We start from the raw sequence: 25,610 nt of genomic DNA, 5'->3' as shown, positions 1-25,610 counted from the left end.
GTCTTCACGGCTCACGCCGTGCGATCCTGCTGAGACCGGTCGCGCCACGGGGGTGGCGCGCGACCCGGTTCTTCGGGGGAGGGACTCGCGATGCGCGTGACGGCACTGCGCGGAAAGGCCATTCGATCGGCCGTCGTTCTCGCGGTCGCGACCGCTCTCGCGGCGACGCTCGGGGCGACGGCGGCTACTCCGCCCGCCACCGCGAGCGGGGGAAACCCGCTCGCGCCGTCGATCCTGACGCCCCCGGCCGCGACCGTCGTCGGAGAGGGAACAGCCGTGTCGTTCGTCGGACCCGTGTCACCGCTCGACATGAAGACCCCGTCGGAGATATTCCCTGGCGGCCCGATGCGCCAGACCGACTCGAGCGCGGTGAGAGCGAAGGAGCGCTTCCTCGCCGCGGGCGACACCGCGTCTGCGGAGCTCATCGCGCAGATCAGCGACCGGCCGACCGCGATCTGGCTCGGCGAGTGGTACCGGGGCGCGGTCCTCACCTCGCGGATCACGCGACACGTCGCGACGGCGACGGCCCAGGGAACGACGCCCGTCTTCGTGACCTACGCCATCACCAATCGCGATTGCGGCAACTACTCGGCGGGCGGTCTCACCCCCACCGAGTATCTGCAGTGGAACCGCGACGTCGCCGACGCGTTGCGGGGTTCGGGAGCGGTGGTCATCGTCGAACCGGATGCTCTCGCGATGCTGTCGGGCGACCGGTGCCCCGGCGAGGCGCAACGCCGCATCCCCCTCGTGAAGCACGCGGTGGAGATCCTCGGGGCCGCGGGACTCTCGGTCTACCTCGATGCCGGCAATTCGAACTGGGTGCCGCCGACGGAGATGGCCGCGCTCCTCGTCGACGCGGGGGTGCACGACGCGCGCGGTTTCGCGACGAACGTCTCGAACTTCAAGACCACGGCAGACGAGACCCGCTACGCCGACACGGTGTCGCAGCTGCTCGGAGGCAAGCGCTACGTGATCGACATCTCGCGCAACGGCACCGAATGGCGCGGAACCTGGTGCAACCCCGCGGGCGCGGCTATCGGCGCCGCGCCGTCCGTCGCGTCCGGGGTCTCCGCTCTCGACGCCCTCCTGTGGATCAAGCACCCGGGTCAGAGCGACGGCACGTGCAACGGGGGCCCGCCCGCCGGCGAGTGGTGGGACGACTACGCCCTCGCGCTCGTGCGCAATCAGCCGCACGCCCGCGGCTAACGCCAGCCCGATCGGCTCCGAGCCCGATCGGCTCCGACCCCGACCAGCACCGACCCCGAACACCGATGAGCGGCATAGGCTCGACGCATGCGTTTCGGCATCGTCGTCCTCCCCCAGGAGCCGTGGGCGGTCGCCCGGCGTCACTGGGCAGCCACCGAAGAACTCGGGTTCGACCACGCGTGGACCTACGACCACTTGTCGTGGCGCTCGCTCGCGAGTGAGCCGTGGGGCGCGACCATCCCGACGCTCACGGCCGCCGCGACCGTGACGTCGACGATCGGTCTCGGCACGTTCGTGTCGTCGCCGAACTTCCGTCACCCCGTGCCGTTCGCGAAGGAGATCGCTACCCTCGACGACATCGCGGGGGGCCGCGTCATCCTCGGCATCGGCTCGGGCGGAACGGGCTTCGACGCGACGGTGCTCGGGCAGCCCGAGCTCTCGGCGCGAAAGAGGCACGAGCGGTTCGCGGAGTTCGTCGAGCACCTCGACGTTCTGCTGCGGCATGAGCCCACCGCGTCGGCGGAGGGCATCACGCTCACCGGTCAGTGGTTCGAGGCGCACGGCGCGCGCATGGTCGGCACACCCGCTCAACTGCCGCGCGTGCCGTTCGTGCTCGCAGCCAACGGGCCGAAGGGGCTCCGTGTGGTCGCCCAACACGGCAGCGGGTGGGTCACGACGGGGCCGGAGGGGGCGACGGGACAGGACTGGTGGAACGCCGTCGCCGCGCTCGCGGAGAGACTCGACACCGCGGCATCCGCGACCGGGCGCGATCCCGCGTCGATCGATCGCTACCTCTCGCTCGACAGCGGAGGGTCGTTCGCCCTCGAGAGTGTCGCGGCGTTCGAAGACGCGACGGCGCGCGCGGCCTCCCTCGGCTTCACGGATGTCGTCGTGCACTGGCCGCGGCGCGACGGCGTGTACGCGGGGTCGGTCGACGTTCTCGAGGCGGTCGCGGCGAGACTCCCGACCCTCCGCGCACTGACGGCGCCGGCCCGATGACCGCACTCCCCTTCGACGGGCACTCCCCCGACCTCGATGCGACGGCGTGGATCGCACCGACCGCGACTCTCGTCGGTCGGGTCGCTCTCGGCGCCGACTCGAGCGTGTTCTACGGTGCCGTCGTGCGCGCCGACGTCGACACGATCACGATCGGCCGGAGAAGCAACATCCAGGACAACTGCGTCGTGCACTGCGACGGCGGGTCTCCCGCGGTCATCGGAAACGGCGTGAGCGTCGGGCACGGCGCCGTCGTGCACGGGTGCACGATCGAAGACGACTGCCTCATCGGCATGAACTCGACGGTGCTGAGCGGTGCCGTCATCGGCGCGGGGTCACTCGTGGCGGCGGGAGCCGTCGTACTCGAGGGCACGGTGGTTCCGCCCGGGTCTCTCGTCGCGGGGGTGCCCGCGAGGGTGCGGCGCGAATTGACCGCCGAGGAGCGGGCGCACATCGCCGACAACGCGACGCGCTACGTGAGCATCGCCCGGCGGCACGCCGCGAGCTGACGTCGGCAAATGCTCTCGCGACCCTCCGGTCTCAGCCCGCGAGGAGCGTGAGCAACGCGATCGACGCGAGGAACAGGCACGGCACCATCACGAGGAGCGTCGTGATGCCGACGACGCGCGTGCGGGCGAGGCACACGGCCCACACGGCCGCGATCGTTCCGAGGCCCGTCGAGAGGATCGCGAACGGCGAGAGGGTCGCACCGGCGGTCGAATAGCCGATGCTCGCGAGAAAGAAGATGATCACGAAGAACAGCGGCGCGAGGATCGCGAAGGTGACGGCCGCGAGTGACACCGTGCGCGTGAGCGCGGTCTGCGGACTCGGGTCCCGGCGCGCGACGGGCATCAGCCGACGAGGTGGGAGACGAAGACGTGCGGCGTGAATCCGGTGAGGTCGCCGATGCGCTCCCCCTGGCCGACGAGCTTGATGGGGATGCCGGTCTTCTCCTGCACGGCGAGCACGAAACCGCCCTTGGCCGAGCCGTCGAGCTTCGTGATGACGAGGCCTGTGACCCCCGCGTGCTGGATGAAGGCTTCGGCTTGGGCGAGACCGTTCTGGCCCGTCGTCGCATCGAGCACGAGCAGCACCTCGGCGATCTCGGTCTGCTTCTCGACCACGCGCTTGATCTTGCCGAGCTCGTCCATGAGCCCGCTCTTGGTCTGCAGGCGGCCCGCGGTGTCGATGATGACGATCTCGATGCCCTCGCGCATCGCGCGATCGACGGTCTGGTAGGCGACGGATGCGGGGTCCTGGCCCTGCTGCTGCGGACGCTGGATCGCGGCACCCCCGCGCTCGGCCCACGTCGCGAGCTGCTCGACGGCCGCCGCGCGGAAGGTGTCGGCCGCGCCCACGATGACCGTGCGCCCGTAATTGACGAGGAACTTCGAGAACTTGCCGATCGTCGTCGTCTTGCCGACGCCGTTGACGCCGACGACGAGCACGACGGCGGGGCGTGCGCTGAGGTGGAGCGTCGGGTCGAGTCGCGCGAGGCGCTCCTCGAGGGTCTCGCGCAGCATCCGCTTGAGGTCCGCCGGATCGGTCGTGCTGTAGCGCTTCACCTGGGCGCGCAAGTGCTCGATGACCTCTTCGGTGATCGCGGGGCCGAAGTCGGCGGTGATGAGGGCGTCTTCGAGGTCGTCCCACGTGGTCTCGTCGATCGTCGGCTTCTGGAACATGCCGCGAAGGGCTCCGCCGAGGGACCACGGTGTCGAACGCTCTGCCATGCCCCCAGCTTAAGCGGGCGCGGCCGACCGGGCCGCCTGCCCTAGGCTCGACGGGTGAAAATCGCGCTAACGAGACACGGCCAGACCGAGTGGAACCGAACCGGACGCCTGCAGGGTGTGAGCGACATCCCCCTCAACGACACCGGGCGAGCTCAAGCGGTGGCGTCTGCCGAGCGTTTCGACGGGGGCGAGTGGGTGGCCGTGGTCTCGTCACCGCTTTCCCGTGCTGCTGAGACGGCCCGCATCATCGCGGCAGGGGCGGGGCTCGACTACCGCGGCAGCTACCCCGACCTCGTCGAGCGCGACTACGGAGACGCCGAGGGGATGACGCTCGCCGACGCCGCTGTCGCGTGGCCCGACCTCGACTATCCGCGGCTCGAACCGCGGGAGTCGGTCGCCGCACGCGGGCTCGCCGCGATCGAGGCGATCGCCGCGGATGTCGCAGCCGAGCCCGGCGCCGGCGATGCGATCGTCGTGGCGCACGGCACACTCATCCGCGAGGTTCTGCGCAGGCTCTCGGGGGCGGAGGTGCCGCCGATCCTCAACGCCGCCTCGAGCGTCATCGAGCGCACGGAGACCGGCTGGCACGTCGTCTCGATCAACGACGGGCCGCCCGCCTGAGCGGACGGCCCGTCGCCGAGCTGATCGAAGAGCGGGGTCAGCCCTCCGTGACCTCGACTCCGCCGGTGTTGCGGCGACCGCGGCGACGCGCCACCGCCATCGCCGCGAAGCCCGCGGCGAGGAGCAACGCCGCGAGGGTGGCGAGCCCCGCGAGTCCCGCCTCGTCGACCCCGGTGACGGCCAGGGGGCCGCTCGCGTCGCCCGCCGAATCGGATGCGGGGCCACTCTCATCGTCGACCGATCCGACGCCGCCGTCGACCGGCGGCGCCTCGGGGCTCGGGTCGCCGGGTGCGGGGTCGCCGGGTGCCGGCACTCCCGGGCTCGGCTCGGGCTCCGGCTCGGGCTCCACGACGACGGGCGCGGCGACTGCGGCTCCCTCGGGCCCCGCCCACAGGAGCGCCTCGGCGACGTCGCTGAACGCGCCGACGGGGTGCGTGCGGTAGGTCGGCGTGGTGCCGAACAGGAAGGTGCGCGATCCGCTCGGGGCGATCGACGAGACGGCCGCCGCTTGGCCCGCAGACGACGCGCGCGACTGGCCGACCGAGTCGGACCAGTGGCCCGAGACGAAGGGATCGGACTCCGCGTAGCTCTGCTCCACCGTCACGTCGGCACCGAGAGTCGTGAACCACGTCGCGGGCGACACGAACGCCGTGTCTTGCGCGAAGGTCGACAGCAGCGCGTCGTCGGGCGTCTCGATGTTCACGATGCCGTTCGATCCGCTCGTGCCGTTGACCGTCGTCGCCGCGAGCAGCGAGAAGGTGTTGGCGAAGGTCGCTCCCGCGCCCGCTCGGCCGACGACACCCTTGCCCGCGGCGAGGTAGTCGTTCACCGCCGCGATCCCGGCCCCCTGTGTCGCGGGGTCGAAAACGAGCGATCCCCCGACGAAGAGCACATCGATCTGCGAGAGGTCGGTGGCCCCCGAGGTGATCGACGCCGCGGTCACGAGAACGGGTGAGCGGAACCCGAGCTTCTCGAGCGTCACCCTCTCGTCTTGCGCCCCCGAGGCGGGGCCCGAGTAGCCGACCGTGAGCGACGCGAGCCCGACGTTCTCCTCGGAGTCGAGCCTCGAACCGTCGCCCACCGTGAAGGTCACGCCGTACTCGGCGACGACGTTCGCCGCCGAGGCGCGTGACGCGTCGTCGGGGCCGATCATGACGGTTCCGTCGTCGAACTGAGACACGGGGATGCCGTCGAAGAGCATCTCGTTGACCGCCTGGAACTCGGCGACACCGCGCAGCTCGAGTTCGAGGTACTCGCCGGCTGCGGGCAGTGTCGCGTCGACGGGGGTGTCGACGATCGGGGTGGAGGTGACCGCGATGGCGGGGTCGGTCGTCGAGCCGAGGGCTGCGACATCCGCCCCCCACAGGAGCGAGAGACTCCACGCCGAGATGTCGTACATGTCGGGCACGCGGTCGGAGATGTCGGTCCCGTCGGCGAGCAACACGTTCGCGAGACCGCGGAGGGGCTGGTGCATGTCGACGAAGTACGACCCGGATGCGTAGGTCACCCCGTCGACGGTGAGGTCGGCGGTCGTGCGCTGCACTTCGATGTCGTTGACGAGCAACTGGTCGACGAGGGTCGAGGCGTCGGTGTCCGAGCGCTGGCCCTCACCCATCGGGATCACGTAGGCGCGCGGGAACTCGGCGCGGTAGACGTCGGTCTCGTCCCAGATCTCGGCCCACTGGTTGGGCTCGGGCACTGAAGCGGGGTCGACGTCGGCGGGGATCGTCTGCAGCGGCTCTCCGGCGTCTCCGCGGCGGAAGATCTCGATCTGGTTCTCGAGGAGCGCGTCGCCGTTCTCGACGACGTACTGCACGGTCGAGTCGATGACGACCTCGCCCACGGCCGTGTTCACGACGCCGCGGCGGGTGCCCTCGGGGACGTTGTCGTTCACGCGACCGAGCGGAAGCTCGACGGTGTTGGTGATCGCACCCTGGAAGGCCACGTACTGCGGGGCGAAGATCGGCGGCCAGTCGTCCCAGCCCGCGCGGATGTCGCGGTAGGGGATCCGGATCTGACCGGTGTTCGTCGTCGTCACCGAGCCGTCGGCGGCGAGGTAGGTGTTGCCCTCGATGTCGGCGGCGGCGACGGCGGCTTCGATGTCGAGCGCGGCGTCGTAGGCGTACGGCAGGAACAGGTCGTACTCGTAGTTCTCGCCGTGGGGCGGGCCGCACGGTTCGACCTGCAGCACGTTGGTGTAGCCGTGGATGTCGATGAAGTTGGTCGGCTGGAGGATGCTCGCGAGGTCGCGGATGATCGCCGACTCGGCCGTCGCGCCCGTGATCATGTCGCGGTTGGGGTCGAACCCCGCGGCCACGGCCCGCTGCCCGAGTGCGCGACCGTCGGGGTTCGTCGAGAGGGTGAAGTAGATGCGGTGCCCGGCAAGCAGCTCGGCCGTCTCGGTCGAGTCGTCGCTCAGCAGGTCGTCGATGTAGTTGAGGCTCGAGTCGGTGCCCTCCCACTCGTTGCCGTGGATGTTGCTGTTGAACCACAGCGGCACCTTGTAGCCCGCGGCGAGTTCGGCGTCATCGGCCGCAGCGGCCGCATCGTTCTTGACCTCGTCGCGCCAGGCATCCTGCTGAGCGGTCTGCTCGGCGGTCTCCGGCGCCGTGATCGTCACGAGGTGGATGTCGCGACCGAGGCCCGACTTGCCCACGACCTGCGCCGAGATGAGGTCGCTCTCGGCCATCCACTCGGTGAGCTGCGGGGCGATCTCGTCGTAGGGGGTGAGGCCTCGCGAGAGCGAGGCATCGGTGGGCAGGTCGGGCGTGATCTCGAGCGCCGGTTGGAACGGGTAGCTCTCGGGCATGTCGATGTAACTCGAGGTGGCCCGGACGATCGGCGTCGCCGAGGTGTTCGGGTCCGCCTGGGCGGCGAGCGGGCTGATGGTGACCGCGGCAACGGCGACGGCAATGCCACCGGTTGCTGCGACGACACGGGTGAACGTCATTCGTTCCTTCTCTGTTCGTGATCGTGACGTGCAGGACGAGGCGCGCATGTCGCTCGCGCGATCACGGAAGACGGGGTTGTGCCCGCGAGTGCGGTCGGAGGACCACACGATGCTCAGGTGCCTGAGCCGACGCTATGCGCGCGGTGTTAACCGGATGTATCCGCGGCGTATCTCCCGAGTTTCCGAGTCGGGCTCACCACCGCCGTCCGTCGAGCGACCGACTTCACGTCGACCGGGCGCGGAACGCCGAAGTTGCCTAGGGTCGGGGGATGACTGTCATCGGCTTCCACTCCTCCCACGAGCAGCTGCACCCCTCCGACCTGCTTCGCGCCGTGCAGCGCGCCGAAGAGGTGGGGTTCACCGCCGCGATGTGCTCGGACCACTTCGCGCCGTGGAGCGAGCGGCAGGGGCACTCGGCATTCGCGTGGGCGTGGCTCGGCGCCGCGATGCAGAGTACGACCCTCCCGTTCGGGGTCGTCAACGCCCCGGGCCAGCGATACCACCCCGCGATCATCGCGCAAGCCATGTCGACGCTCGCGGCGATGTACCCCGGACGGTTCTGGGCCGCACTCGGGTCGGGCGAAGCGATGAACGAGCACATCACGGGCGACGGCTGGCCCCGCAAAGACATCCGCAACGCGCGGTTGCTCGAGAGCGTCGAGGTCATCCGCGGCATGCTCGAAGGCAGAGAGATGAGCGTCGACGGGCACGTCGTCGTCGATCGCGCCCGGCTGTGGACCCGCGCCGAGCACCCACCCGCCATCATCGGCGCCGCCGTGAGCGCCGAGACGGCGGGCTGGGTCGCCGGGTGGGCAGACGGCCTTGCCACGATCGCGCAACCCGCCGAGGCCCTCCGCCGCGTGATCGGCAGCTATCGCGACGCGGGCGGCACCGGTCCCGTGGCGGTTCAAGTGCACCTGAGCTACGCGAAGACCGACGACGAGGCCCTCGCGATCGCCCACGACCAGTGGCGCACGAACGTGTTCTCGCCCCCCATCCCCTGGGATCTCGAGACACCCGAGGCGTTCGACGAGGCGTCGAAGCACGTGACACCCGAGCACATGCGCGACTCGGTGGTCGTGTCATCCGACCCGTCCGTCCACATCGCCCAGATCGAGGAATACATCGCACTCGGCGCGGACGAGATCTACCTGCACCACGTCGGACCGACACAAGACGAGTTTCTCGACGTCTTCGGCGATCGAGTGCTGCCCGCGCTCTCGCCGACGGCGAAAGCACCGATCGGATTCGACGCGTGAAGATCACCGACACGGGCGACCTGTGGTGGAAGACCGCCGTCGTCTACTGCCTCGACGTCGAGACCTTCATGGATGCGAACGGCGACGGCATCGGCGACTTCGCCGGACTCGCCCAGAGACTCGACTACCTCGCCGAGCTCGGGGTCACGTGCCTGTGGCTCATGCCGTTCTATCCGACCCCCGACCGCGACGACGGCTACGACATCACCGACTTCTACGCCGTCGACTCCCGCCTCGGGAGCCTCGGCGACCTCGTCGAGGTCATCCGCACGGCGAACGATCGCGGCATGAGGGTCATCGCCGACCTCGTGATCAATCACACGTCCGACCGGCATCCGTGGTTCAAGGCCGCTCTCGGCGACCGGGACTCGCCCTATCGCGACTTCTACGTGTGGCGCGACGAACCACCGGCCGATGACGGCGAACCCGTCTTCCCCGACCAGGAAGACAGCAACTGGGAGCTCGACCCGAAAACAGGCCAGTACTACCAGCACGTCTTCTACAAGCACCAGCCCGACCTCAACATCACGAACCCGGTCGTGCGTGACGAGATCGCCCGCATCATGGGGTTCTGGCTGCAGCTCGGACTCTCGGGGTTCCGCGTCGATGCCGTGCCGTTCCTCCTCGAGACCGAGCCCGTCGAGGGTGGCCCCGACCTGCTGCCCGACCCCCACGCCTACCTCGCCTCGCTGCGCGCCTTCCTCGGCCGGAGGACGGGCGACGGCGTTCTGCTCGGCGAAGTCAACCTCGAGCGCGACGACCAGGCGATCTTCTTCGGCGACGGTCACGGCGACGAACTCACGATGCAGTTCGACTTCATCTCGATGCAGAAGCTCTACCTCTCGCTCGCCCGCAACGACCCGGCGACGCTCGTCGAGGCTCTCGAATCCCGCACGGGAGGCGGAGCCGACTCCCAGTGGGCCAACTTCGTGCGCAACCACGACGAACTCACCCTCGACAAGCTCAGCGACGGGGAGCGCGAGGAGGTCTTCGCGGCCTTCGGCCCCGAAGAGAGGATGCAGGTGTTCGGGCGCGGACTCGTGCGGCGACTGCCGCCCATGCTCGAGGGCGACCCCCGCCGCATCCGCATGGTCTACAGCCTCCTCTTCTCGCTGCCCGGCACACCCGTGCTGTTCTACGGCGAGGAGATCGGGATGGGCGAGAATCTCGACCTCGAGGGCCGCATGGCCGTGCGCACCCCGATGCAGTGGAACTCCGGGGAGAGCGGCGGCTTCTCGTCGGCGCCGCGGCGCAAACTGCGCAACCCCGTGGTCGACGGCGCCTACGGACCCCGGCACGTGAACGTCGCGAGCCAGCGTCGCGACCCCGACTCGCTCTTGAGCTTCATGCGCGAGCTCGTGCGGCACTATCGCAACTCACCCGAGTTCGGATGGGGCGACTTCGCGGTCGTCGCGCACGACACCCCCGCGGTACTCGTGCACTCGCTCACGTGGGGCGAGGGCCGCGTGGTCGTCGCCCACAACTTCGCGGCCGACGCCGTCGACCTCACGGTCGCGCTCGACGTGGGAGAGGGCAGGAGTGTCGTCGACATGATGTCGGGAGCGGATGTCTCGGCCACCGCCGACGGCATCACCCTCGACCTCGACGGCTACGGCTACCGCTGGCTGCGCATCGTCGCGGACCACGACACCGCGCAGTTCTGAGGCGCGGCGCGCTGTGTCGCCCGCCGCGCGGCCCGCGACACCCAGCTCACGCCGCGCGGAATCGCGGGAGTCTCTGCTGAACCCGCAGCGCCCGCAGGAGTTTCGGGGCTCGTGGCACCCGAAACTCCTGCAGCACCGCGAACGCGCAGCTGACCGCTGACCGCTGACCCCGCAGCCTCCGCTCAGCTCGCCTCGCGGTCGTCGGCGCGGTCCCGCGCGACGCGCTGACCGACGACGGCGCTGATGCCGTCGGCGCGCATCGAGACGCCGTAGAGCGCGTCGGCGATCTCCATCGTGCGCTTCTGGTGCGTGATGACGATGAGCTGGGAGGTCTCGCGCAGGTCTTCGAAGATCGTGAGGAGCCTGCCGAGGTTGGCGTCGTCGAGCGCCGCCTCCACCTCGTCCATGATGTAGAACGGGCTCGGCCTCGCCTTGAAGATCGCGATGAGGAGGGCGACGGCCGCGAGCGATCGCTCACCACCGCTCAAGAGCGAGAGCCGCTCGATCTTCTTGCCCGCGGGTTTCACCGACACCTCGATTCCCGTGGCGAGCAGGTCGTCGGGGTCGGTGAGGTGGATGCTGCCCGTGCCCCCGGGGAACAGGATCGGGAAGACGCGATCGAACGCCTCCCTCGTGTCGTCGAAGGCGGCACGGAAGATGTTCTGCATCTTGTCGTCGATCTCCTCGATGATCGTGAGGAGGTCGGCGCGCGTCTTCGTGAGGTCGGTGAGCTGCTCGGTGAGGAACTTGTGCCGCTGCTCGAGGGCCTCGAACTCCTCGAGGGCGAGAGGGTTCACACGGCCCAGCTGTGCGAGGGTGCGCTCCGCCCGCGCGAGGCGTTTCTCCTGGTCGGCGCGCACGTAGGGCACGCCGTCGACGCGACCCTCGGCGGCCTCGGCGCCCTCAGCGGTCTCGGCGCCCTCAGCGGTCTCAGCACTCTCGGTCGCCGAGTCGTCGGGCACGAGCGTCTCGGGGCCGTACTCGGCGACGAGCACGTCTTCGACGAGCCCGAGCTCGTTGCCCGCGCGTTCGAGCAGTGCCGAGAGGTGCAGTTTGCTCTCGTAGAGCTGCATCTCGAGCCCGTGCACGTTTTCACTGATGCCGTGCAGTCGTTCACGCAACGACGCCTCTTCGACACGCAGCGCCGCGAGCTCGGTGTTCTGCTCCGCTCGCTCGGCTTCCCGCGCCGCGAGTTCCACGCGCGCCATCGACACCGAGCGGTCGATGGCGTCGAGCACGGTCGGGAGCGCGTCGAGCACGCGCTGAGCGGAGTCCACGCGCCGACGACGGATGACCGCCCGCCGCGCCGCCTCCTCCGCTTGAGCCTGCTCGGCTCGGCGACGCTTCTCGAGCGCGGCCGCCCTCTCGGCTTCGACGCGCGCGCGCTCCCTCGCAGTCTCGAACTGCAGTCGCGCTTCGACCTCGCGCTCGCGCGCCGACTCGAGTTCGTCGAGCAGGGCGTCCCGCGCGGCGACGTCGAGGATCGGGCGCGCGCGGGATGTCACCTCGTCGAGGGAGTGCTTCGCGCGAGTGACGGCCTCCTCGGCATCACCGACCGAGGCGGTCGCGAGGGCGAGGGCACGCTCGAGACGCTCCGCCTCCCCCGTCGTGGCCTCGACCTGCACGCGCGTCCTGTTGAGTTTCTCGGTCTGCGCCGCGAGCCTGGCGTCGAAGTCACGCAGTTCGGCGAGGGCCGCCGCGCTCGCGGTCTTCGCCGTCTGCGCGAGGGCGCGCTGCTCGGCGAGCGCGAATCGGGCCCGCTCGATGTGGGCGGTGACCTCGGTGAGACGGGCGGTCGCGGCGTCGCGATCGGCCACGAGTTCGAGTTTCGAGCGCGTCGCGCCCGAGCCCCCACGAACGACGAACCGGCTCAGCACGTCGCCCGCCCGGGTGATGACCGTCGTGCTCGATGCGACGTCGGGCGCCGTCCGCTCGATCGAGTCCCACGCGGCCCTCGCCACGGCGAGATCGGCGGCGATGAGCGTGTGGGCGAGCAGGCCGAGGACTCCCACGGGTGCGGTCGCGACATCCGACGCCCACACCGCGCCGTCGGGCAGCGCGACGTCGATCGAGCGCTCGTGATCGGTGCCGGGGTCGGCGAGCACGAGCTCGACCCGGCCGAGATCGCCGTCGCTCGCGAAGGCGAGAGCGTCGAGCGCCGAATCGCGATCGTCGGCGAGCACCGCGTCGGCGAGAGTGCCGAGCGCCGCGGCGATCGCCGCCTCGAAACCGGGCTCGACGGTCACGTGTTCGGCGAGGAGGCCCGTGACACCGGGCCGCGCGCTCGCGACGAGGGCGCTCGAGCCGTCTTTCTGGTCGAGGGCACTCGAGAGGGCCGCGACGCGCGCCGACAGGGCGTCGCGCTCGCGCTCGTGACCGTGGAGCGCGTCGCGCAGCCTGTCGATCTCCGCCTCCGCCGCGGTGACGGCGGACTGCGCGCTCTCGTAGGCCGAATCGAGGTCGGTCTCGCCGACGTCGATGAGCGCGGCATCCGCTTCGAGCTGGGTGAAAGCGGCGATCGCGGCGTCTCTGCGGACGGCAGCAGCGTCGAGGGCGTTCTGCTGCCGCAACACCTCGCCCCGCACCGCCGCGAGACGGGACGCCGCGGTCTCCACGTGCCCCGTCAATTTCGAGACCTCGAGATCGTGCTTCGACACGAGGTCGCTCTGCGCGGCGATGTGCTCGTCGAGGCCGTCGAGAGATTCGCGCGCGAGGGCCGTGACAGCGCGAGCCTCCTGCCACGCGGCATCCGCGTCGCCGATGAGCTCGGCGAGCCTCGCGGCCTCGTCGCGCGCGTCGGCGACGGCCGCCCCCGACACCCCGACATCGGGGTCGACGAGCTCGGCCTGCTGCGACAGGAGCGCGAGCTTCTGGTTGGCGAGAGTGTAGAGACTGCGCAACCGCGCCTGCTCGGTCTCGAGGCCGAACGCGGTGCGTCTCGCGAGGTCGACGGCGTCGCCCACCTGGCGTTCCTCGATGCGCTGCTGGCGCAGTCTCGCCTGATCGAGCTGCTCTTGCACGACGATGCGCTCGGTCTTGCGCTCGCTCTCGCCTCGGCTCTGCGCCGTGATCGCCGCGCGCACCGTGACGACGTCGTCGGCGAGGATGCGGGCGCGGGCGTCGCGCACGACGCTCGCGATCGATTGCGCCTCGCGCGCGATCTCGGCTTGCTTGCCGAGAGGCTTGAGCTGTCGACGGATCTCGCCCGCGAGGTCGCTGAGCCTCGTGAGGTTGACCTGCATCGCGTCGAGCTTGCGGATGGTCTTCTCTTTGCGGCGACGGTGCTTGAGGATGCCCGCGGCCTCCTCGATGAACCCCCGGCGCTCTTCGGGCGTCGCACGCAACACCGCGTCGAGCTGCCCCTGGCCGACGATGACGTGCATCTCGCGGCCGAGCCCCGAGTCGCTCAAGAGCTCTTGCACGTCGAGCAACCGGCAGCCCTGCCCGTTTATCGCGTATTCGCTTCCGCCGTTGCGGAAGAGTGTGCGACTGATGGTGACCTCGGTGAACTCGATCGGCAGCGCGCCGTCGGTGTTGTCGATCGTGAGGATGACCTCGGCGCGGCCGAGCGGGCCCTTCGTCGCCGTGCCCGCGAAGATGACGTCCTCCATCTTGCCGCCGCGCAGGGTCTTGGCGCCCTGCTCGCCCATGACCCACGCGAGCGCGTCGACGACGTTCGACTTGCCCGAACCGTTCGGCCCGACGACACACGTGACACCCGTCTCGAACGCGAACGTCGTCGGTTGGGCGAACGACTTGAACCCCTTGAGGGTCAAGCTCTTCAGGTACACGGATGCCTCTCGACTCGCCTCGGCTCGGGCGGCGTCGACGGCCCGATGGTCGGATCTACGGTACCGGAGCGCCGGATCGACCTCCGCTAGCGTCGCGGCGACCCGCCGCGATATCCTGATGGGCTGTCGGAGCGGGCGGTACGGGCGGCAGTGGCACGCGCAGCACGACCCGCGGCGCAGCATCCGCAGCACACGACAGAGGCACACGACAGACACGAGGAGACGACGCCACCATGAACGTCACGATCGACGAGCTCGTCATCCCCTCCCGCCTCGACGACCCGGCGACGCGCGGTGCCGCCGACGACTTCCGCGAGATGGCCGCGCTCACCAACCTCGTCGAGGCCGACGCCGTCGGAGACGACGACCTCGCCTACTCCGCCGACGACCTGCTGCCCGAGTGGAACGACCCCTACGAGCCGAAGCGGGCCTGGCTCGCCCGGGTGCCGTCAGCCGGGTCGTCGCGCGGCACGGGCCGCATCGTCGGGCGCGGCCTCTACGAGGTCGAGGTCGCCGAGGAAGCGGTCGCCGCGTGGATCAAGGTCGAGGTTCTACCCGAGTTCCGCGGGCGCGGCATCGGCTCCGCGCTCTTCGACGTGCTCGTCGACCACGCGCGCATCGACGGTCGCACGGTTCTGCAGAGCTACGCGCTCGGGCCCTACCCGGTCGAGAACGCGCCGGAGCCAGAGCGGCTCGACTCCCCGACGGGGTTCGGCGCCGTTCTCCGCAGCAGCCCGGGCACGTCGTTCCTCCTGGCTCGGGGATTCCGGCTCGAACAGGTCGAGAGATATAGCAGGCTCCGCCTCCCGGTCGACGACGCGACGCTCGATGCGCTGCGGGCGTCGGCGCGCGCCTCGGCGGGCGGCGACTATCGCATCGTGCACTGGCTCGGCGCGACACCGGAGCGCTGGCGCGGTGATGTCGCGATGCTGCACCAGCGGATGAGCACCGATGCCCCCTCGGCGGGGCTCGACATCGCAGAAGACCCGTGGGACGACGCTCGCGTCATCGCGATGGATGCGCGCAACGACGCGAGTCCGCGCACATCCCTCGTCACGGCGGTTGAGCACGTGCCGAGCGGCACTCTCGCGGGGTTCACCGAACTCTCCATTCCCGCGGAGGGGCACCTCCCCGTCGCCCAGATGGACACCCTCGTGCTGCGAGAGCACCGCGGTCACCGGCTCGGGATGCTCCTCAAACTCGCCGGCATCGACGCCCTGCGGTCGCAGCGCCCCGGCCACCCGAGCATCACGACGTTCAACGCCGAAGAGAACCGGCACATGCTCTCGGTCAACGAGGCGATCGGGTTCGTCGCCGTCGGCGCCGAGGGGGCGTGGCGCCGGGAGCTCTAGGGGTCAGCGCCGTGTCGGTCAGCGCGTGAGGCGCTGACACCACGTGCACAGGTGCGACCCGCGGTTCATGAACTGGATGCGGCGGATCGGCCGACCGCACCGCGGGCACGGCTTTCCCTGCTGCCCGTAGGCGTTGAGCGAGTGGGAGAAGTACCCCGAGGCCCCGTTGACGTTGACGTACTGGCTGTCGAAACTCGTGCCGCCCTCGAGGAGCGCTTTCGCGAGCACCTCGCGGACCTCGCCGAGGAGCGTGCGGGCGCGACGCCGCGACAGTCGACTCGCGGGCTGGTCGAAGTGCACCTTCGCCGCCCACAGAGACTCGTCGGCGTAGATGTTGCCGATCCCGCTCACGACCCGCTGGTCGAGCAGCACGCGCTTGATGCCTGACGACTTCGACGCGAGCGCATCGAGAAAGCGGTCGTCGTCGAATGCCGGGTCGAGGGGGTCCCTCGCGATGTGCGCGACGTGCGACGGCACGAGCGGAGCGTCGAGACTCGCGTCTCCCGTGAACCCGCCGGGGCCGCCATCCCTCGTCGCAACGAGGCTGTCGATGGCCATCGACCCGAAGATGCGCTGGTCGACGAAATTGAGTCGGAGTGCGCCGTGCTCGGGATGCGCGAAATCGAACCGGATGCGCGTGAGCCTGTCATCGGTCTGCCGATCACGCAAGAGCATCTGGCCCGACATGCCGAGGTGGGCGACGAGAGCGGTGGCGCTACCGACCGCGTCGCGCTCGAGGAGGGGGAACCACAGGAACTTGCCGCGTCGCGCGGCGACCGAGATCGTCGAGCCCACGAGCCGCTCGACGAAGTCCTCGGCGGGCCCATCGTGGCGCCGGAGCGAGCGCTCGTCGAAGATCGTGACGGCCGTGATGGTCGCACCGGAGACGGCGGGCGCGAGACCGGCACGCACGACCTCGACTTCGGGGAGCTCAGGCACGCGGGGATCCCGCGATCACGACGTGAGCGAGGTCCACGCGAGGAGGGCCGCCGCCATCTCGGCGTGCTTCTTGCTCGACCCGTCGCCCTCGGCGATCGGGCCCTCGGTTCCGAGGCTCACGGCCGCGTGGAAGCGCTTCGAATGGTCGGGGCCGCTGTCGCTCACCGCGTATCGCGGCACTCCGCGGCCCAGCTGCGCCGAGAGCTCCTGCAGGGCGGTCTTCGGGTCCATGGCGGCTCCGAAACGGGCCGGGTCGATGAGGAGCGGGGCGATGAGCCGCATGACGAGTCCGGTCGCCGCCTCGGGGCCCGCCGAGAGGTAGGTCGCACCGATCACGGCTTCGACGGTGTCGGCGAGGATCGAGGACTTGTCCCGCCCGCCGGTCAATTCTTCACCGCGACCGAGCCGGATGTGTCGACCGAGGTCGATGGACCTCGCGACCTCGGCGAGAGCGACACTGCTCACGAGGCTCGCGCGGCGCTTCGCCAGTTCGCCCTCGTCGAGATCGGGGTTCTCGGTGTAGAGCATCACGGTCACGGCTTGCCCGAGGATCGAGTCGCCGAGGAACTCGAGGCGCTCGTTGTGTGGGATTCCGCCGTTTTCGTACGCGAAAGAGCGGTGGGTCAGTGCGAGCTCGAGGAGCTCTTCACTGACGTCCACCGCGAGTTCACGCGCGAGGATCGATCGCACGAGGGGCGCGCCTTCGCGAGGCGCACGAGCGTGACCGTCCGCAGGACGAGTCATCGGCTCAGACGTCGGCGACCTTGCGGCCCTTGTACTCCATGTACAGAGGGGTGCCGGTGGAGTCTTCGACGACCTTCGCGCGGTGCGGGAGGCTGTAGGTGACCTTTCCGCCCTCGATGGTCTTCACGAGGGTGGGAGGCGTGGCCTTCCACTGGGCGCGGCGCGCGCGGGTGCTCGCGCGGGACATTTTGCGCTTCGGTACGGCCATGACTATCTCTTTTCCTCGGTGGCGCCATCGTTCTCTGCGCCAGCAACATCATCGGTTGGGGTGCCGGTCACACCCTGGAGTCCTGACAGAGCGGCCCATCGAGGATCGATGGGTGCTTCGTGCTCGTGACCCGGATCGTCGAGGAGCCTCGCCCCACAAGTCGGGCACAGCCCGGGGCAGTTCTCTTGACAGACCGGTTGAAACGGAAGTGACAATACTACCGCGTCTCTGACCAGCGGTTCGAGATCGATGGAGTCGTCTTGAACCTCGTAGTCGAAAGCTTCGTCATGAGAATACGCGAAAAGCTCCTGTATATCGACCTCGATGGGGAGCTCGACGTCGGTGAGGCACCGCACGCACTCCCCCACGGCGGTCGCCGTGACATCCGCGCTCACGAGGATTCCGTCGTGCAGCGACTCGAGACGCACGTCGATGTGCACCTCGCCGCCGGTCGGAACCCCGATGACCGCGTTGCCGAACCCCTCGGGCACGACGGCGTCGACGAGCTTCTCCCGCATCTCACCCGGACGGTGCATGAGATCGAAGACGGGGACGACGAATGGGGATTTCGAGATGTGCGGCACTCGCGGAATTGTACTCGCGTGCCCGTGTGCGCCTCCCCGACGTTCTCGGTCAGCGCACTCCGCGCGGAGGCCGGCGCTCTCAGCTCGAGGCGGCCGCCACTGCCGTGAACGCCTCGTCGTAGGCGACCATGGCCCTCTCGACCTCGGCGGGGGTGACGACGCACGGTGGCACGACGTGGATGCGGTTGTCGGCCGCGAACGGCAGCACCCCTCGCGCCAGGAGCTCGCGCTTGAGCGCCGCGATCGTCGCGGCGTCGACGGGAGCGCGGGTCTCGGGGTCGCTCACGAGATCGAGCGCCCAGAACACGCCGATCCCCCGAACCTCCCCGATCATCGGATGTCTGGCCGCGAGCGCCGCGAGCGCCGGCCCCAGGTGGTCGGTGCCGATCATCCGCGCGTTCTCGATGACGCCCTCGTCGACCATGGCGTCGATCGACGCGACGATGGATGCCGCGGCGAGGGCGTGACCGGAGTAGGTGAGCCCCCCGGGGAAGACGCGCTCGTCGAAGTGCCGCGCGATCTCGTCGGAGATGATCACGCCGCCGACGGGCACGTAGCCGGAGTTGACGCCCTTCGCGAAAGTCACGAGGTCGGGGGTGATTCCCGCGAGCTGGAAGGCGAACCACTCGCCCGCGCGGCCGAAGCCGCTCATGACCTCGTCGACGATGAGCTTGATGCCGTAGCGGTCGCAGATCTCGCGCACGCCCTGCAGATAGCCGGGCGGGGGCACGAGCACTCCCGCGGTTCCCGGGATGCCCTCGAGGATGATCGCGGCGATCGATTCGGGGCCCTCGGCCTGCACGACCCGCTCGAGGTGGTGGAGTGCCCGCTCGCTCTCTTCGGCCTCGCTCGACGCCCAGAACTCGGAGCGGTAGAGGAAGGGTCCGAAGAAGTGCACGTGACCGCGCGCGAACTCGTTGGGAACGCGGCGCCAGTCGCCCGTCGCCACGATCGCGGCTCCCGTGTTGCCGTGGTACGAGCGGTAGGTCGACAGCACCTTGTCGCGGCCCGTCACGAGGCGCGCCATGCGGATGGCGTTCTCGTTGGCATCGGCGCCCCCGTTGGTGAAGAAGACCTTCGAGAACGGGGGGCCCGCCTTCTCGACGATGCGCTGGGCCGCCTCGCCGCGCGCGATGTCGGCGTGGGGTGGGGCGACCATCGTGAGCAGCTCGGCTTGCTTCTGAATGGCCGCGACGACCTTCGGATGCTGGTGGCCGATGTTCATGTTCACGAGCTGGCTCGAGAAGTCGAGGTACTCGCGGCCGTCGAAATCCCAGATCGTCGACGCGAGCCCCCCGGCGATGACGAACGGGTCGAGGGCACCCTGAGCAGACCAGGAGTGGAAGACGTGAGCGCGGTCGAGGTCGTGCGCGCGACGACCCTCCACTGCATCGATGCCGGTCATGGGGTCTCCTGCGGGTCGCGGTCGGATTCTCACACTATTACGAGGCCCGCTCTAGGTGAGGTGCTGCGCGCGAAGCAACTCGGGGATGCGCTCACGGAAGGGGAAGAAGCCCCGACGCGCGTGCGGCCACGCGAGGGTGTCCCACTCGCGACGCACGCGCACGAGCCGCACGCCCTCGGGCAGCTCGCGCTCGATGGCGTCGAGCATCTCGGAGGCGGGACCGACGGGCGCGACGGGAGTCACGATGGTCGAGACGTCGGCTCGCCGCATCCACTCGTCGAGGTCGTCGAGGCCGACGTGCTCGGGCTCGCTTCCCCTCTCGGCGACGTGGGCACGCGCCCGGGAGACGCCGTCGTCGACGGCCGCGATCGAGAACCGCGCGACATCGCCTGCGACACGGAGCGGCGAGCGCGACCCGACCGACGAGAACGCCGTGACCCCCACGATGTCGGCGGGCCCGAGGTCGAGACTCTCGACGTGCAGATCGTCGTCGTGCAGAAGGAGCACGGCACGCCCCGCGGGCGCAGGCTCGGCGGCGGGGAGTTCGCGTGCATCCGGTGCGGGGTCGTCGTCGATCGCGGGAGCTGTGGGCGCGAGCCCGGCGGGGCGGAACCGCCCCTCCGTGAACTTCTCGATGTTGTCTGCCGTCGCGAGGTAGGTCTTGCCCGTCGTCTGGAGACCGGCGACCCAGCGCCACGAGAGGGTGTTCGACGCGGGGTCTCCGTCGAGCAGGTGTCGGTAGAAGAAGTCGGCTCCGAGCTGCCACGGCAACCGGAGGGTGAAGATCCAGATGCTCGCGAACCACATCCGCGTGTGGTTGTGGAGGTAGCCGTTCTCGACGAGCTCGGAGACCCACGCGTCGAAACACTCGATTCCGGTGCGGGCCTCGAGAGCCGCGGCGAGGCCGACCGAGAAGTCGGCGTCGTCGGATGCCGCGGTCAACCGCTCGACGTCTGCGCGGTAGCCCGCCCACACGCTCGGTCGCAGCTCGAGCCAGCCCTTCCAGTAGGTGCGCCAGAAGACCTCCTGCACGAACTTCTGCGCCGCGGCGGGGGAATGCTTCTCGAGCACGCCCTCGATGATCTCGCGCTCGGTCACGAGCCGGTGGCTCACATACCGCGAGAGCATCGAGACGGCGGTGTCGCGGCCGGGGCCGGGGTCGGTGTTGCGCCCGACGGCGTAGTCGCGGCCCGCCCGCGGCACGAAGTCGGCGAGGAGTTCGAGCCCCGCCGCGCGAGTGGGTGCGAACACGGGAGCGTCGGAAGACGTGCGAGGGGCGGTCGACATGGTCGCACCATACCGACCGCCCCAGACAGAACGGCGTGAGCCCGCCGCTACTGACCGCCCTCGGTGACCTCGACCTCGATGGGCTCGAAGTCGGCGCCCGTGAGGTCGATGTCCTCCCCCTCGAGTTCGTCGAGGGCCATCTGGATCCACTCGTTCGTCCACGCGGAGCTCGGCGGCTCCTCGGTGATGAGCGAGGCACCGGTCTCGTTGGTCGCCGAGAGCGCGCCCTCGACGGTGTCGTTCCAGGCATCCTCGTCGATGATTCCGATGCCGTTCTCCGACGGCCAGATGAGCTTGTTGGTCTCGTTGACCATCCACAGCTCGTGCGTGAGACCCCAGCCCGACCCCTCGTTGATCGTGATGTCGGCCGCCGCCTCGGGCTCGTTCGCGGCGTACGCCCAGCCCTTGATCACGGCCTTGAGGAACGCGACGGTGGTCTCCTGGTACTCCTCGTCGCTCTCGAGCCTCTCGGTGTCGGCCCAGATGGCGTCTTGCAGCATCGCGCCGCCCGCCTCGTTGTAGTCGATGACCGAGAAGTCTTCGGGCTGATAGAGCTCGCCCGTGTCGGGATCGGTGCTCTCGAGCAGTTGCGCGTACTCGTTGTAGGTCATCGCCTGGGCCGCGTCGATGTCGCCCTCGAGGAAGGCGTTCATGTTGAAGTCCTGCGTGATGATCTCGACCGACGTCGCGTCGAGTCCCTCGGCGGCCATCGCCGCGAAGATCTCCCACTCGTTGCCGAAACCCCAGCTGCCGATGCGCTTGCCCTCGAAGTCGGCGACCGACTCGATGCCGCTGTCGGCCCACGCGACCTGCAGGGTGCCGGAGCGCTGGAAGATCTGGGCGATGTCGGTGATGTTCGCGCCGGCCTCGATCGACCCGAGGGCCTTGGGCACCCACGCGATCGCGTAGTCGACGTCTCCCGCGACGAGAGCGTCTTGCGGAACGATGTCTCCGCCGCTCGGGATGATCTCGACGTCGAGCCCCTCCTCCTCGAAGAACCCCTGGTCGAGGGCTGCGTAGTAGCCCGCGAACTGGCCCTGGGGCAGCCACTGCAACTGGAGACTCACGGGAGTGAGATCGCCGGAGCCACCGGAGCCGCCGGAGTCTCCCGATGACGAGCAAGCCGAGAGGAGGAGGGCCGAGCTCAGGAGACCTGCTCCGAGAGCGACGGCACGACGCCTGCTGTGTGTCATGTCAGTTCCTTTCGTGGTGCGGTGAGAGGTGTTTTCGTGGGGGTGAGTGTCGAGGCGACGGTGAGCCTGCGGGGTGTCGCGGCTCTCTCGAGGGCGGCGGTCGCGACGAAGAAGAGCAGACCGAGCACGATGCCGCCGACGACGTATGCCCACGCCCGGGCGTAGGCGCTCGTCGCCGCCGACGACGAGATGAGCGAGCCGAGCCCGCCGCGCGGGCCGCCGAAATACTCCGCGACGAGGGCCGAGATCACCGCGAGCGACGACGCGACCCTGATGCCCGTGACGATGTACGGACGCGCCGCCGGAATCGTGAGCACGCGCACGACCTGACCGGGCCCCGCGGCATACGACCTCATGAGGTCGCGGTGCACGGGGTCGGTCTGCCGGAGCCCTCGGAGCGTGTTGATGAAGACGGGCACGAACACCGCGAGGCCCGCGATCGTGCGCCTCCCCGTCTCGGAGTCGGCACCGAACATCGTGTTGAGCACGGGGGCGAGGGCGACGATCGGAACCACCGCGAGGCCCGCGACGAGAGGGGCCGAGAGGTGATCGACGACGCGGTTGAGTGAAGCGAGGAGCGCCACGAGGATGCCGACGACCGAGCCGACGACGAGACCGATGAGGGCGTTGAGCCCCGTGCTCCCGACCGCCGCGACGAGTGCGGGCCAGAACTCGACGATCTGCTCGACGATGCTCAGCGGGCTCGGCAGCAGGTAGTCGTCGATCTCGCCCACGGTGACGACGAGTTGCCACGCGACGAGCACGACGACCCCGAGCGCGACGGGCGCACCGATCCTCACGATCGAGTCTCGCGACGGCGCCGTCATCGGTTGTCCGTACCCCTCGCGGGGGCGCCGCGATGGAGGGCCTCGCGCACGGCCGTGACCATCTCGAAGAACGCGGGGTCTTCGCGGATGCCGTCGCCGCGCTCAGAGGCGGGCCCGAGGGCCATGGGCACGACCGTCTCGATCCGGCCGGGACGAGGCGACATGACGACGACGCGATCGGAGAGGAACACCGCCTCGGGGATCGAGTGGGTCACGAAGACGACCGCTGCCCCGGTCTCGGCGCAGATGCGCGTGAGCTCCGTCTGCATGCGCTCGCGCGTCATCTCGTCGAGCGCGCCGAACGGTTCATCCATGAGGAGGAGGTTGGGCTTCTCGGCGAGAGCGCGCGCGATCGCGATGCGCTGCTGCATCCCGCCCGAGAGTTCGTCGGGATAGCGCTCACCGAAATCGGAGAGGCCGACGAGATCGAGCAGCTCGCGCGACCGGGCGGCGCGCTGCGCCTTCGAGAACCCGTGGAGTTCGAGGGGGAGCTCGATGTTCGCCGCGACCGTGCGCCACGGCAGGAGTCCGGCTTGCTGGAACGCGATGCCGTAGTCCTGGTCGACACGCGCCTGCTTCGCCGACTTGCCGAAGATCTCGAGGGACCCGCTCGAGGGGGTGTCGAGGTCGGCGATGAGCCTCAAGAGCGTGCTCTTTCCGCACCCGGACGGGCCGATGAGGGAGACGAACTCCCCCGCGCTCACCACGAGGTCGACGCCGTCGAGCGCCGTGACCCCCGCCGCCTCGAAGACCTTACTCACCCCCGACGCGACGACGGCGTCGGCTCCACGCGCACGAGCGCCCTCCGTCGTGGGGACCGTTTCGTCGAGCGTCATGCGCTCACCTCAGCTCTGCGATAGTTGCGCAACCCGCCGCCGATGAGGGCGACGGATCCCGCGGCGAGGAGCCCCAGGAGGATGGCTCCGAAAATGGGACCCCACGACTTGGCAGGGTCGCCGCTCGCCTGGCCGGCGAACTGCACGATCATGCGACCGAGCCCACCCCGCAGCCCCGTCGAGACCTCGGCGACGATCGCCCCGACGACGGCGTTGGCCGCCCCGAGCCTGAGCGCGGGCAGCAGGTAGGGCACGCTCGCCGGGAGGCGGAGCTTGACGAGGGTCGCCCACCATCCGGCGGCGTACGACGTCATGAGGTCGGTGTGCATCGCGGCGGGAGACGTCAGCCCCCGCAGCGCCCCGATCGCGATGGGGAAGAACGCGAGATACGAGGCGATGAGAGCAACCGACATCCAGTCCTGCCACTCGAACGCGCCGATCTCGACCCTCGACCCCCAGCTGCGCACGACGGGCGCGAAGGCGATGAGGGGCACGGTCTGGCTCAGCACGATCCACGGCAGGAGGCTCGCCTCGGCGATGCGCGAGCGCACCATGAGAAGCGAGAGCGCGAAGCCCACGACGAGGCCGAGGAGCCACCCGACCGCGGCGATACCGAGCGTGAGGGATGCCGCACCCGCGACCTCGAGCCACAGGGGCGGGGAACCATCCGCGCGCGTCACCGGTTCGAACAACCGCACGACCATGTCGGGGATGTGAGGCATCGCGAGGTCGCTCGTGCGCGGCAGGATGCGCGCACCGCCGATGACGAGGCCGTCGGCGGGACCGAGCCACTTGTAGAGCTCCCACACGGCGGCCACCGCGAGGATCGCGAGAGCGCCGAGGCCGAGGCGCGACGCCGTCGCGCGAGACGAGCGGGCCCGCCCCCGCGGGGAACGCACCGCGGGAGGCGCGTCGACCGCGGAAGGCGTGCCCGCGGCCGTCACGACCGGGCCACGATCGTGTCGCTCAGGGCCGGGATGACCGTCTCCCCGTAGACGCGCAGGGTCTCCTCCTTGTTGTCGTGCTGGAGGTAGCCGGCGAACTGGTCGACGCCGAGCGCCCGCAGTTTCTCGAGCTTCCCGATGTGCTGTTCGGCCGTGCCGAGGATGCAGAACCTGTCGACGATCTCGTCGGGCACGAAACTCGTGTGGCTGTTGCCCGCGCGACCGTGCTCGTTGTAGTCGTAGCTCTCCCGGCCGGCGATGTAGTCGGTGAGCGCGGGCGGAACCGAACTGTCTGCCCCGTACTTGCTCACGATGTCGGCCACGTGGTTGCCGACCATCCCGCCGAACCAGCGGCACTGGTCGCGCATGTGAGCTCGGGACTCCTCGGTGTCGTCGCCGATGTACATCGGGGCCGCGACGCAGAACTTTATGGAGTCCGGATCACGCCCCACGTTCTCGGCGGCGCGGCGCACGGTCGCGATCATCCACTCGGCGATGTCGAGGTCGGCGAGCTGCAGGATGAACCCGTCGCCCACCTCACCGGTGAGCTTGAGGGCGAGCGGGCCGTAGGCCGCGACCCACATCTCGAGCTCGGAACCCCGGCTCCACGGAAACTGGAGGGTCTGCCCGTTGTATTCGACCGACCGGCTGTTGGCGAGCTCGCGGATCACGTGGATCGACTCGCGCAGCGACTTGAGGGTCGTGGGCGCCCCTCCCGTCACTCGCACGGCACTGTCGCCACGGCCGATGCCGCAGATCGTGCGGTTGCCGTACATCTCGTTGAGCGTCGCGTAGGTCGACGCCGTCACCGTCCAGTCGCGCGTCGCGGGGTTGGTGACCATCGGGCCGACCTTCACGCGACGCGTCTCGGCGAGGATCTGGCTGTAGATCACGTACGGCTCCTGCCACAGCAGGTGCGAGTCGAAGGTCCACACGTGGCTGAACCCGTGCTGCTCGGCGAGCTTGGCGAGGTGCACCGTGCGCGAGGCCGGCGGGTTGGTCTGCAGTACCGCTCCGAAGTCCATCAGATCCTCTTTCCGCCCGCCGACAGTGCGCAGTTTCCGCCAGACTGTG

Annotated in this window: 22 protein-coding genes; 7 read left to right on the top strand and 15 right to left on the bottom strand. The window is 69.6% G+C overall.

Annotation, left to right across the window (positions count from 1 at the left end; translation table 11 throughout):
• The first annotated feature begins 90 nt into the window (after positions 1–90).
• From ACLHG5_RS01335 to ACLHG5_RS01325, 3 genes are all read left to right on the top strand, one after another.
• The gene (locus ACLHG5_RS01335) at positions 91–1,206 is read left to right on the top strand and encodes a glycoside hydrolase family 6 protein (protein ID WP_411317640.1); all 1,116 of its coding nucleotides are present in this window, start codon (positions 91–93) and stop codon (positions 1,204–1,206) included.
• A gap of 87 nt (positions 1,207–1,293) precedes the next feature.
• Complete coding sequence (locus ACLHG5_RS01330; RefSeq protein ID WP_411317639.1) at positions 1,294–2,205, top strand: LLM class flavin-dependent oxidoreductase; 912 nt, start codon at positions 1,294–1,296, stop codon at positions 2,203–2,205.
• Positions 2,202–2,711, top strand: coding sequence for a gamma carbonic anhydrase family protein (locus tag ACLHG5_RS01325; RefSeq protein WP_411317638.1), 510 nt, complete (start codon positions 2,202–2,204; stop codon positions 2,709–2,711). Before ACLHG5_RS01330 ends, ACLHG5_RS01325 begins: the two co-directional genes overlap by 4 nt.
• Positions 2,712–2,742: 31 nt before the next feature.
• Here ACLHG5_RS01325 and ACLHG5_RS01320 read toward each other — a convergent pair whose 3' ends face one another.
• Both ACLHG5_RS01320 and ftsY read right to left on the bottom strand, forming a co-directional pair.
• Positions 2,743–3,054: a hypothetical protein gene (locus tag ACLHG5_RS01320; protein ID WP_411316000.1), complete on the bottom strand. Its 312-nt coding sequence runs from the start codon at positions 3,052–3,054 to the stop codon at positions 2,743–2,745.
• A complete protein-coding gene (gene ftsY / locus ACLHG5_RS01315; RefSeq protein WP_411317636.1) occupies positions 3,054–3,932 on the bottom strand; it encodes a signal recognition particle-docking protein FtsY in 879 nt (292 codons plus the stop codon). The genes ACLHG5_RS01320 and ftsY overlap by 1 nt, the downstream gene beginning before the upstream one ends.
• A 54-nt stretch (positions 3,933–3,986) precedes the next feature.
• On the opposite strand from ftsY, the gene ACLHG5_RS01310 reads away from it, so the two are divergent.
• A complete protein-coding gene (locus ACLHG5_RS01310; RefSeq protein ID WP_411316002.1) occupies positions 3,987–4,553 on the top strand; it encodes a histidine phosphatase family protein in 567 nt (188 codons plus the stop codon).
• Between the two features lie 37 nt (positions 4,554–4,590).
• On the opposite strand, the gene ACLHG5_RS01305 is transcribed toward ACLHG5_RS01310, so the two are convergent.
• Positions 4,591–7,503: a M14 family zinc carboxypeptidase gene (locus ACLHG5_RS01305; protein ID WP_411317635.1), complete on the bottom strand. Its 2,913-nt coding sequence runs from the start codon at positions 7,501–7,503 to the stop codon at positions 4,591–4,593.
• A 269-nt stretch (positions 7,504–7,772) separates the two neighbouring features.
• Here ACLHG5_RS01305 and ACLHG5_RS01300 point away from each other — a divergent pair, with 269 nt between their 5' ends.
• Positions 7,773–8,762 carry a TIGR03885 family FMN-dependent LLM class oxidoreductase gene (locus ACLHG5_RS01300; protein ID WP_411317634.1) on the top strand — a complete coding sequence of 330 codons (990 nt, stop codon included), beginning with the start codon at positions 7,773–7,775 and terminating at the stop codon, positions 8,760–8,762.
• Positions 8,759–10,426, top strand: a complete 1,668-nt coding sequence (locus ACLHG5_RS01295) for an alpha-amylase family protein (RefSeq protein WP_411317633.1) — start codon at positions 8,759–8,761, stop codon at positions 10,424–10,426. The genes ACLHG5_RS01300 and ACLHG5_RS01295 overlap by 4 nt, the downstream gene beginning before the upstream one ends.
• Before the next feature lie 182 nt (positions 10,427–10,608).
• On the opposite strand, the gene smc is transcribed toward ACLHG5_RS01295, so the two are convergent.
• A complete protein-coding gene (smc, locus tag ACLHG5_RS01290) occupies positions 10,609–14,217 on the bottom strand; it encodes a chromosome segregation protein SMC (RefSeq protein WP_411316006.1) in 3,609 nt (1,202 codons plus the stop codon).
• A gap of 233 nt (positions 14,218–14,450) precedes the next feature.
• Here smc and ACLHG5_RS01285 point away from each other — a divergent pair, with 233 nt between their 5' ends.
• A complete protein-coding gene (locus tag ACLHG5_RS01285) occupies positions 14,451–15,569 on the top strand; it encodes a GNAT family N-acetyltransferase (RefSeq protein WP_411317632.1) in 1,119 nt (372 codons plus the stop codon).
• An 18-nt stretch (positions 15,570–15,587) separates the two neighbouring features.
• Here ACLHG5_RS01285 and mutM read toward each other — a convergent pair whose 3' ends face one another.
• The 11 genes from mutM to ACLHG5_RS01230 all read right to left on the bottom strand — a co-directional run bounded on the left by mutM (position 15,588) and on the right by ACLHG5_RS01230 (position 25,561).
• The gene (gene mutM, locus ACLHG5_RS01280; protein ID WP_411317631.1) at positions 15,588–16,508 is read right to left on the bottom strand and encodes a bifunctional DNA-formamidopyrimidine glycosylase/DNA-(apurinic or apyrimidinic site) lyase; all 921 of its coding nucleotides are present in this window, start codon (positions 16,506–16,508) and stop codon (positions 15,588–15,590) included.
• A 15-nt stretch (positions 16,509–16,523) separates the two neighbouring features.
• A complete protein-coding gene (gene rnc, locus ACLHG5_RS01275) occupies positions 16,524–17,252 on the bottom strand; it encodes a ribonuclease III (protein WP_411316009.1) in 729 nt (242 codons plus the stop codon).
• Positions 17,253–17,256: 4 nt separating this feature from the next.
• Positions 17,257–17,460, bottom strand: a complete 204-nt coding sequence (gene rpmF, locus ACLHG5_RS01270) for a 50S ribosomal protein L32 (RefSeq protein ID WP_411316010.1) — start codon at positions 17,458–17,460, stop codon at positions 17,257–17,259.
• Positions 17,461–17,462: 2 nt separating this feature from the next.
• Positions 17,463–18,044 carry a YceD family protein gene (locus tag ACLHG5_RS01265; protein WP_411317630.1) on the bottom strand — a complete coding sequence of 194 codons (582 nt, stop codon included), beginning with the start codon at positions 18,042–18,044 and terminating at the stop codon, positions 17,463–17,465.
• A gap of 79 nt (positions 18,045–18,123) precedes the next feature.
• Positions 18,124–19,449 (bottom strand): aspartate aminotransferase family protein, encoded by a 1,326-nt coding sequence (locus tag ACLHG5_RS01260; RefSeq protein ID WP_411317628.1) that lies wholly within the window; start codon positions 19,447–19,449, stop codon positions 18,124–18,126.
• 51 nt (positions 19,450–19,500) lie between these two features.
• On the bottom strand, positions 19,501–20,736 hold the full coding sequence (locus ACLHG5_RS01255) for an FAD-binding domain-containing protein (RefSeq protein WP_411317627.1): 1,236 nt from the start codon (positions 20,734–20,736) through the stop codon (positions 19,501–19,503).
• Positions 20,737–20,783: 47 nt separating this feature from the next.
• Positions 20,784–21,929, bottom strand: coding sequence for an ABC transporter substrate-binding protein (locus ACLHG5_RS01250; RefSeq protein WP_411316015.1), 1,146 nt, complete (start codon positions 21,927–21,929; stop codon positions 20,784–20,786).
• Positions 21,926–22,756 carry an ABC transporter permease gene (locus ACLHG5_RS01245; RefSeq protein ID WP_411317626.1) on the bottom strand — a complete coding sequence of 277 codons (831 nt, stop codon included), beginning with the start codon at positions 22,754–22,756 and terminating at the stop codon, positions 21,926–21,928. The genes ACLHG5_RS01250 and ACLHG5_RS01245 overlap by 4 nt, the downstream gene beginning before the upstream one ends.
• Positions 22,753–23,592: an ABC transporter ATP-binding protein gene (locus ACLHG5_RS01240; RefSeq protein ID WP_411317625.1), complete on the bottom strand. Its 840-nt coding sequence runs from the start codon at positions 23,590–23,592 to the stop codon at positions 22,753–22,755. Before ACLHG5_RS01240 ends, ACLHG5_RS01245 begins: the two co-directional genes overlap by 4 nt.
• On the bottom strand, positions 23,589–24,536 hold the full coding sequence (locus tag ACLHG5_RS01235) for an ABC transporter permease (RefSeq protein WP_411317624.1): 948 nt from the start codon (positions 24,534–24,536) through the stop codon (positions 23,589–23,591). Before ACLHG5_RS01235 ends, ACLHG5_RS01240 begins: the two co-directional genes overlap by 4 nt.
• A complete protein-coding gene (locus ACLHG5_RS01230) occupies positions 24,533–25,561 on the bottom strand; it encodes a TIGR03842 family LLM class F420-dependent oxidoreductase (RefSeq protein ID WP_411316019.1) in 1,029 nt (342 codons plus the stop codon). The genes ACLHG5_RS01235 and ACLHG5_RS01230 overlap by 4 nt, the downstream gene beginning before the upstream one ends.
• Positions 25,562–25,610 lie beyond the last annotated feature (49 nt).

Origin of the sequence: Marisediminicola sp. LYQ85 (genome assembly GCF_046600695.1) — a bacterium.
Lineage (GTDB): Bacteria > Actinomycetota > Actinomycetes > Actinomycetales > Microbacteriaceae > Marisediminicola.
The sequence above is the reverse complement of the archived record's forward strand: the minus strand, read 5'-3'. Positions and strand labels throughout refer to the sequence as shown.

Bases quoted from the DNA above. Each gene is read 5' to 3' on its own strand.
- ACLHG5_RS01250 (WP_411316015.1), bottom strand. From the start codon at position 21,929: ATGACACACAGCAGGCGTCGTGCCGTCGCTCTCGGAGCAGGTCTCCTG.
- ACLHG5_RS01320 (WP_411316000.1), bottom strand. From the start codon at position 3,054: ATGCCCGTCGCGCGCCGGGACCCGAGTCCGCAGACCGCGCTCACGCGC.
- ACLHG5_RS01285 (WP_411317632.1), top strand. From the start codon at position 14,451: ATGAACGTCACGATCGACGAGCTCGTCATCCCCTCCCGCCTCGACGAC.
- ACLHG5_RS01300 (WP_411317634.1), top strand. From the start codon at position 7,773: ATGACTGTCATCGGCTTCCACTCCTCCCACGAGCAGCTGCACCCCTCC.
- ACLHG5_RS01240 (WP_411317625.1), bottom strand. From the start codon at position 23,592: ATGACGCTCGACGAAACGGTCCCCACGACGGAGGGCGCTCGTGCGCGT.
- ACLHG5_RS01325 (WP_411317638.1), top strand. From the start codon at position 2,202: ATGACCGCACTCCCCTTCGACGGGCACTCCCCCGACCTCGATGCGACG.
- ACLHG5_RS01335 (WP_411317640.1), top strand. From the start codon at position 91: ATGCGCGTGACGGCACTGCGCGGAAAGGCCATTCGATCGGCCGTCGTT.
- ACLHG5_RS01230 (WP_411316019.1), bottom strand. From the start codon at position 25,561: ATGGACTTCGGAGCGGTACTGCAGACCAACCCGCCGGCCTCGCGCACG.
- rpmF (WP_411316010.1), bottom strand. From the start codon at position 17,460: ATGGCCGTACCGAAGCGCAAAATGTCCCGCGCGAGCACCCGCGCGCGC.
- ftsY (WP_411317636.1), bottom strand. From the start codon at position 3,932: ATGGCAGAGCGTTCGACACCGTGGTCCCTCGGCGGAGCCCTTCGCGGC.
- ACLHG5_RS01255 (WP_411317627.1), bottom strand. From the start codon at position 20,736: ATGTCGACCGCCCCTCGCACGTCTTCCGACGCTCCCGTGTTCGCACCC.
- ACLHG5_RS01305 (WP_411317635.1), bottom strand. From the start codon at position 7,503: ATGACGTTCACCCGTGTCGTCGCAGCAACCGGTGGCATTGCCGTCGCC.
- rnc (WP_411316009.1), bottom strand. From the start codon at position 17,252: ATGACTCGTCCTGCGGACGGTCACGCTCGTGCGCCTCGCGAAGGCGCG.
- ACLHG5_RS01245 (WP_411317626.1), bottom strand. From the start codon at position 22,756: ATGACGGCGCCGTCGCGAGACTCGATCGTGAGGATCGGTGCGCCCGTC.
- ACLHG5_RS01260 (WP_411317628.1), bottom strand. From the start codon at position 19,449: ATGACCGGCATCGATGCAGTGGAGGGTCGTCGCGCGCACGACCTCGAC.
- ACLHG5_RS01330 (WP_411317639.1), top strand. From the start codon at position 1,294: ATGCGTTTCGGCATCGTCGTCCTCCCCCAGGAGCCGTGGGCGGTCGCC.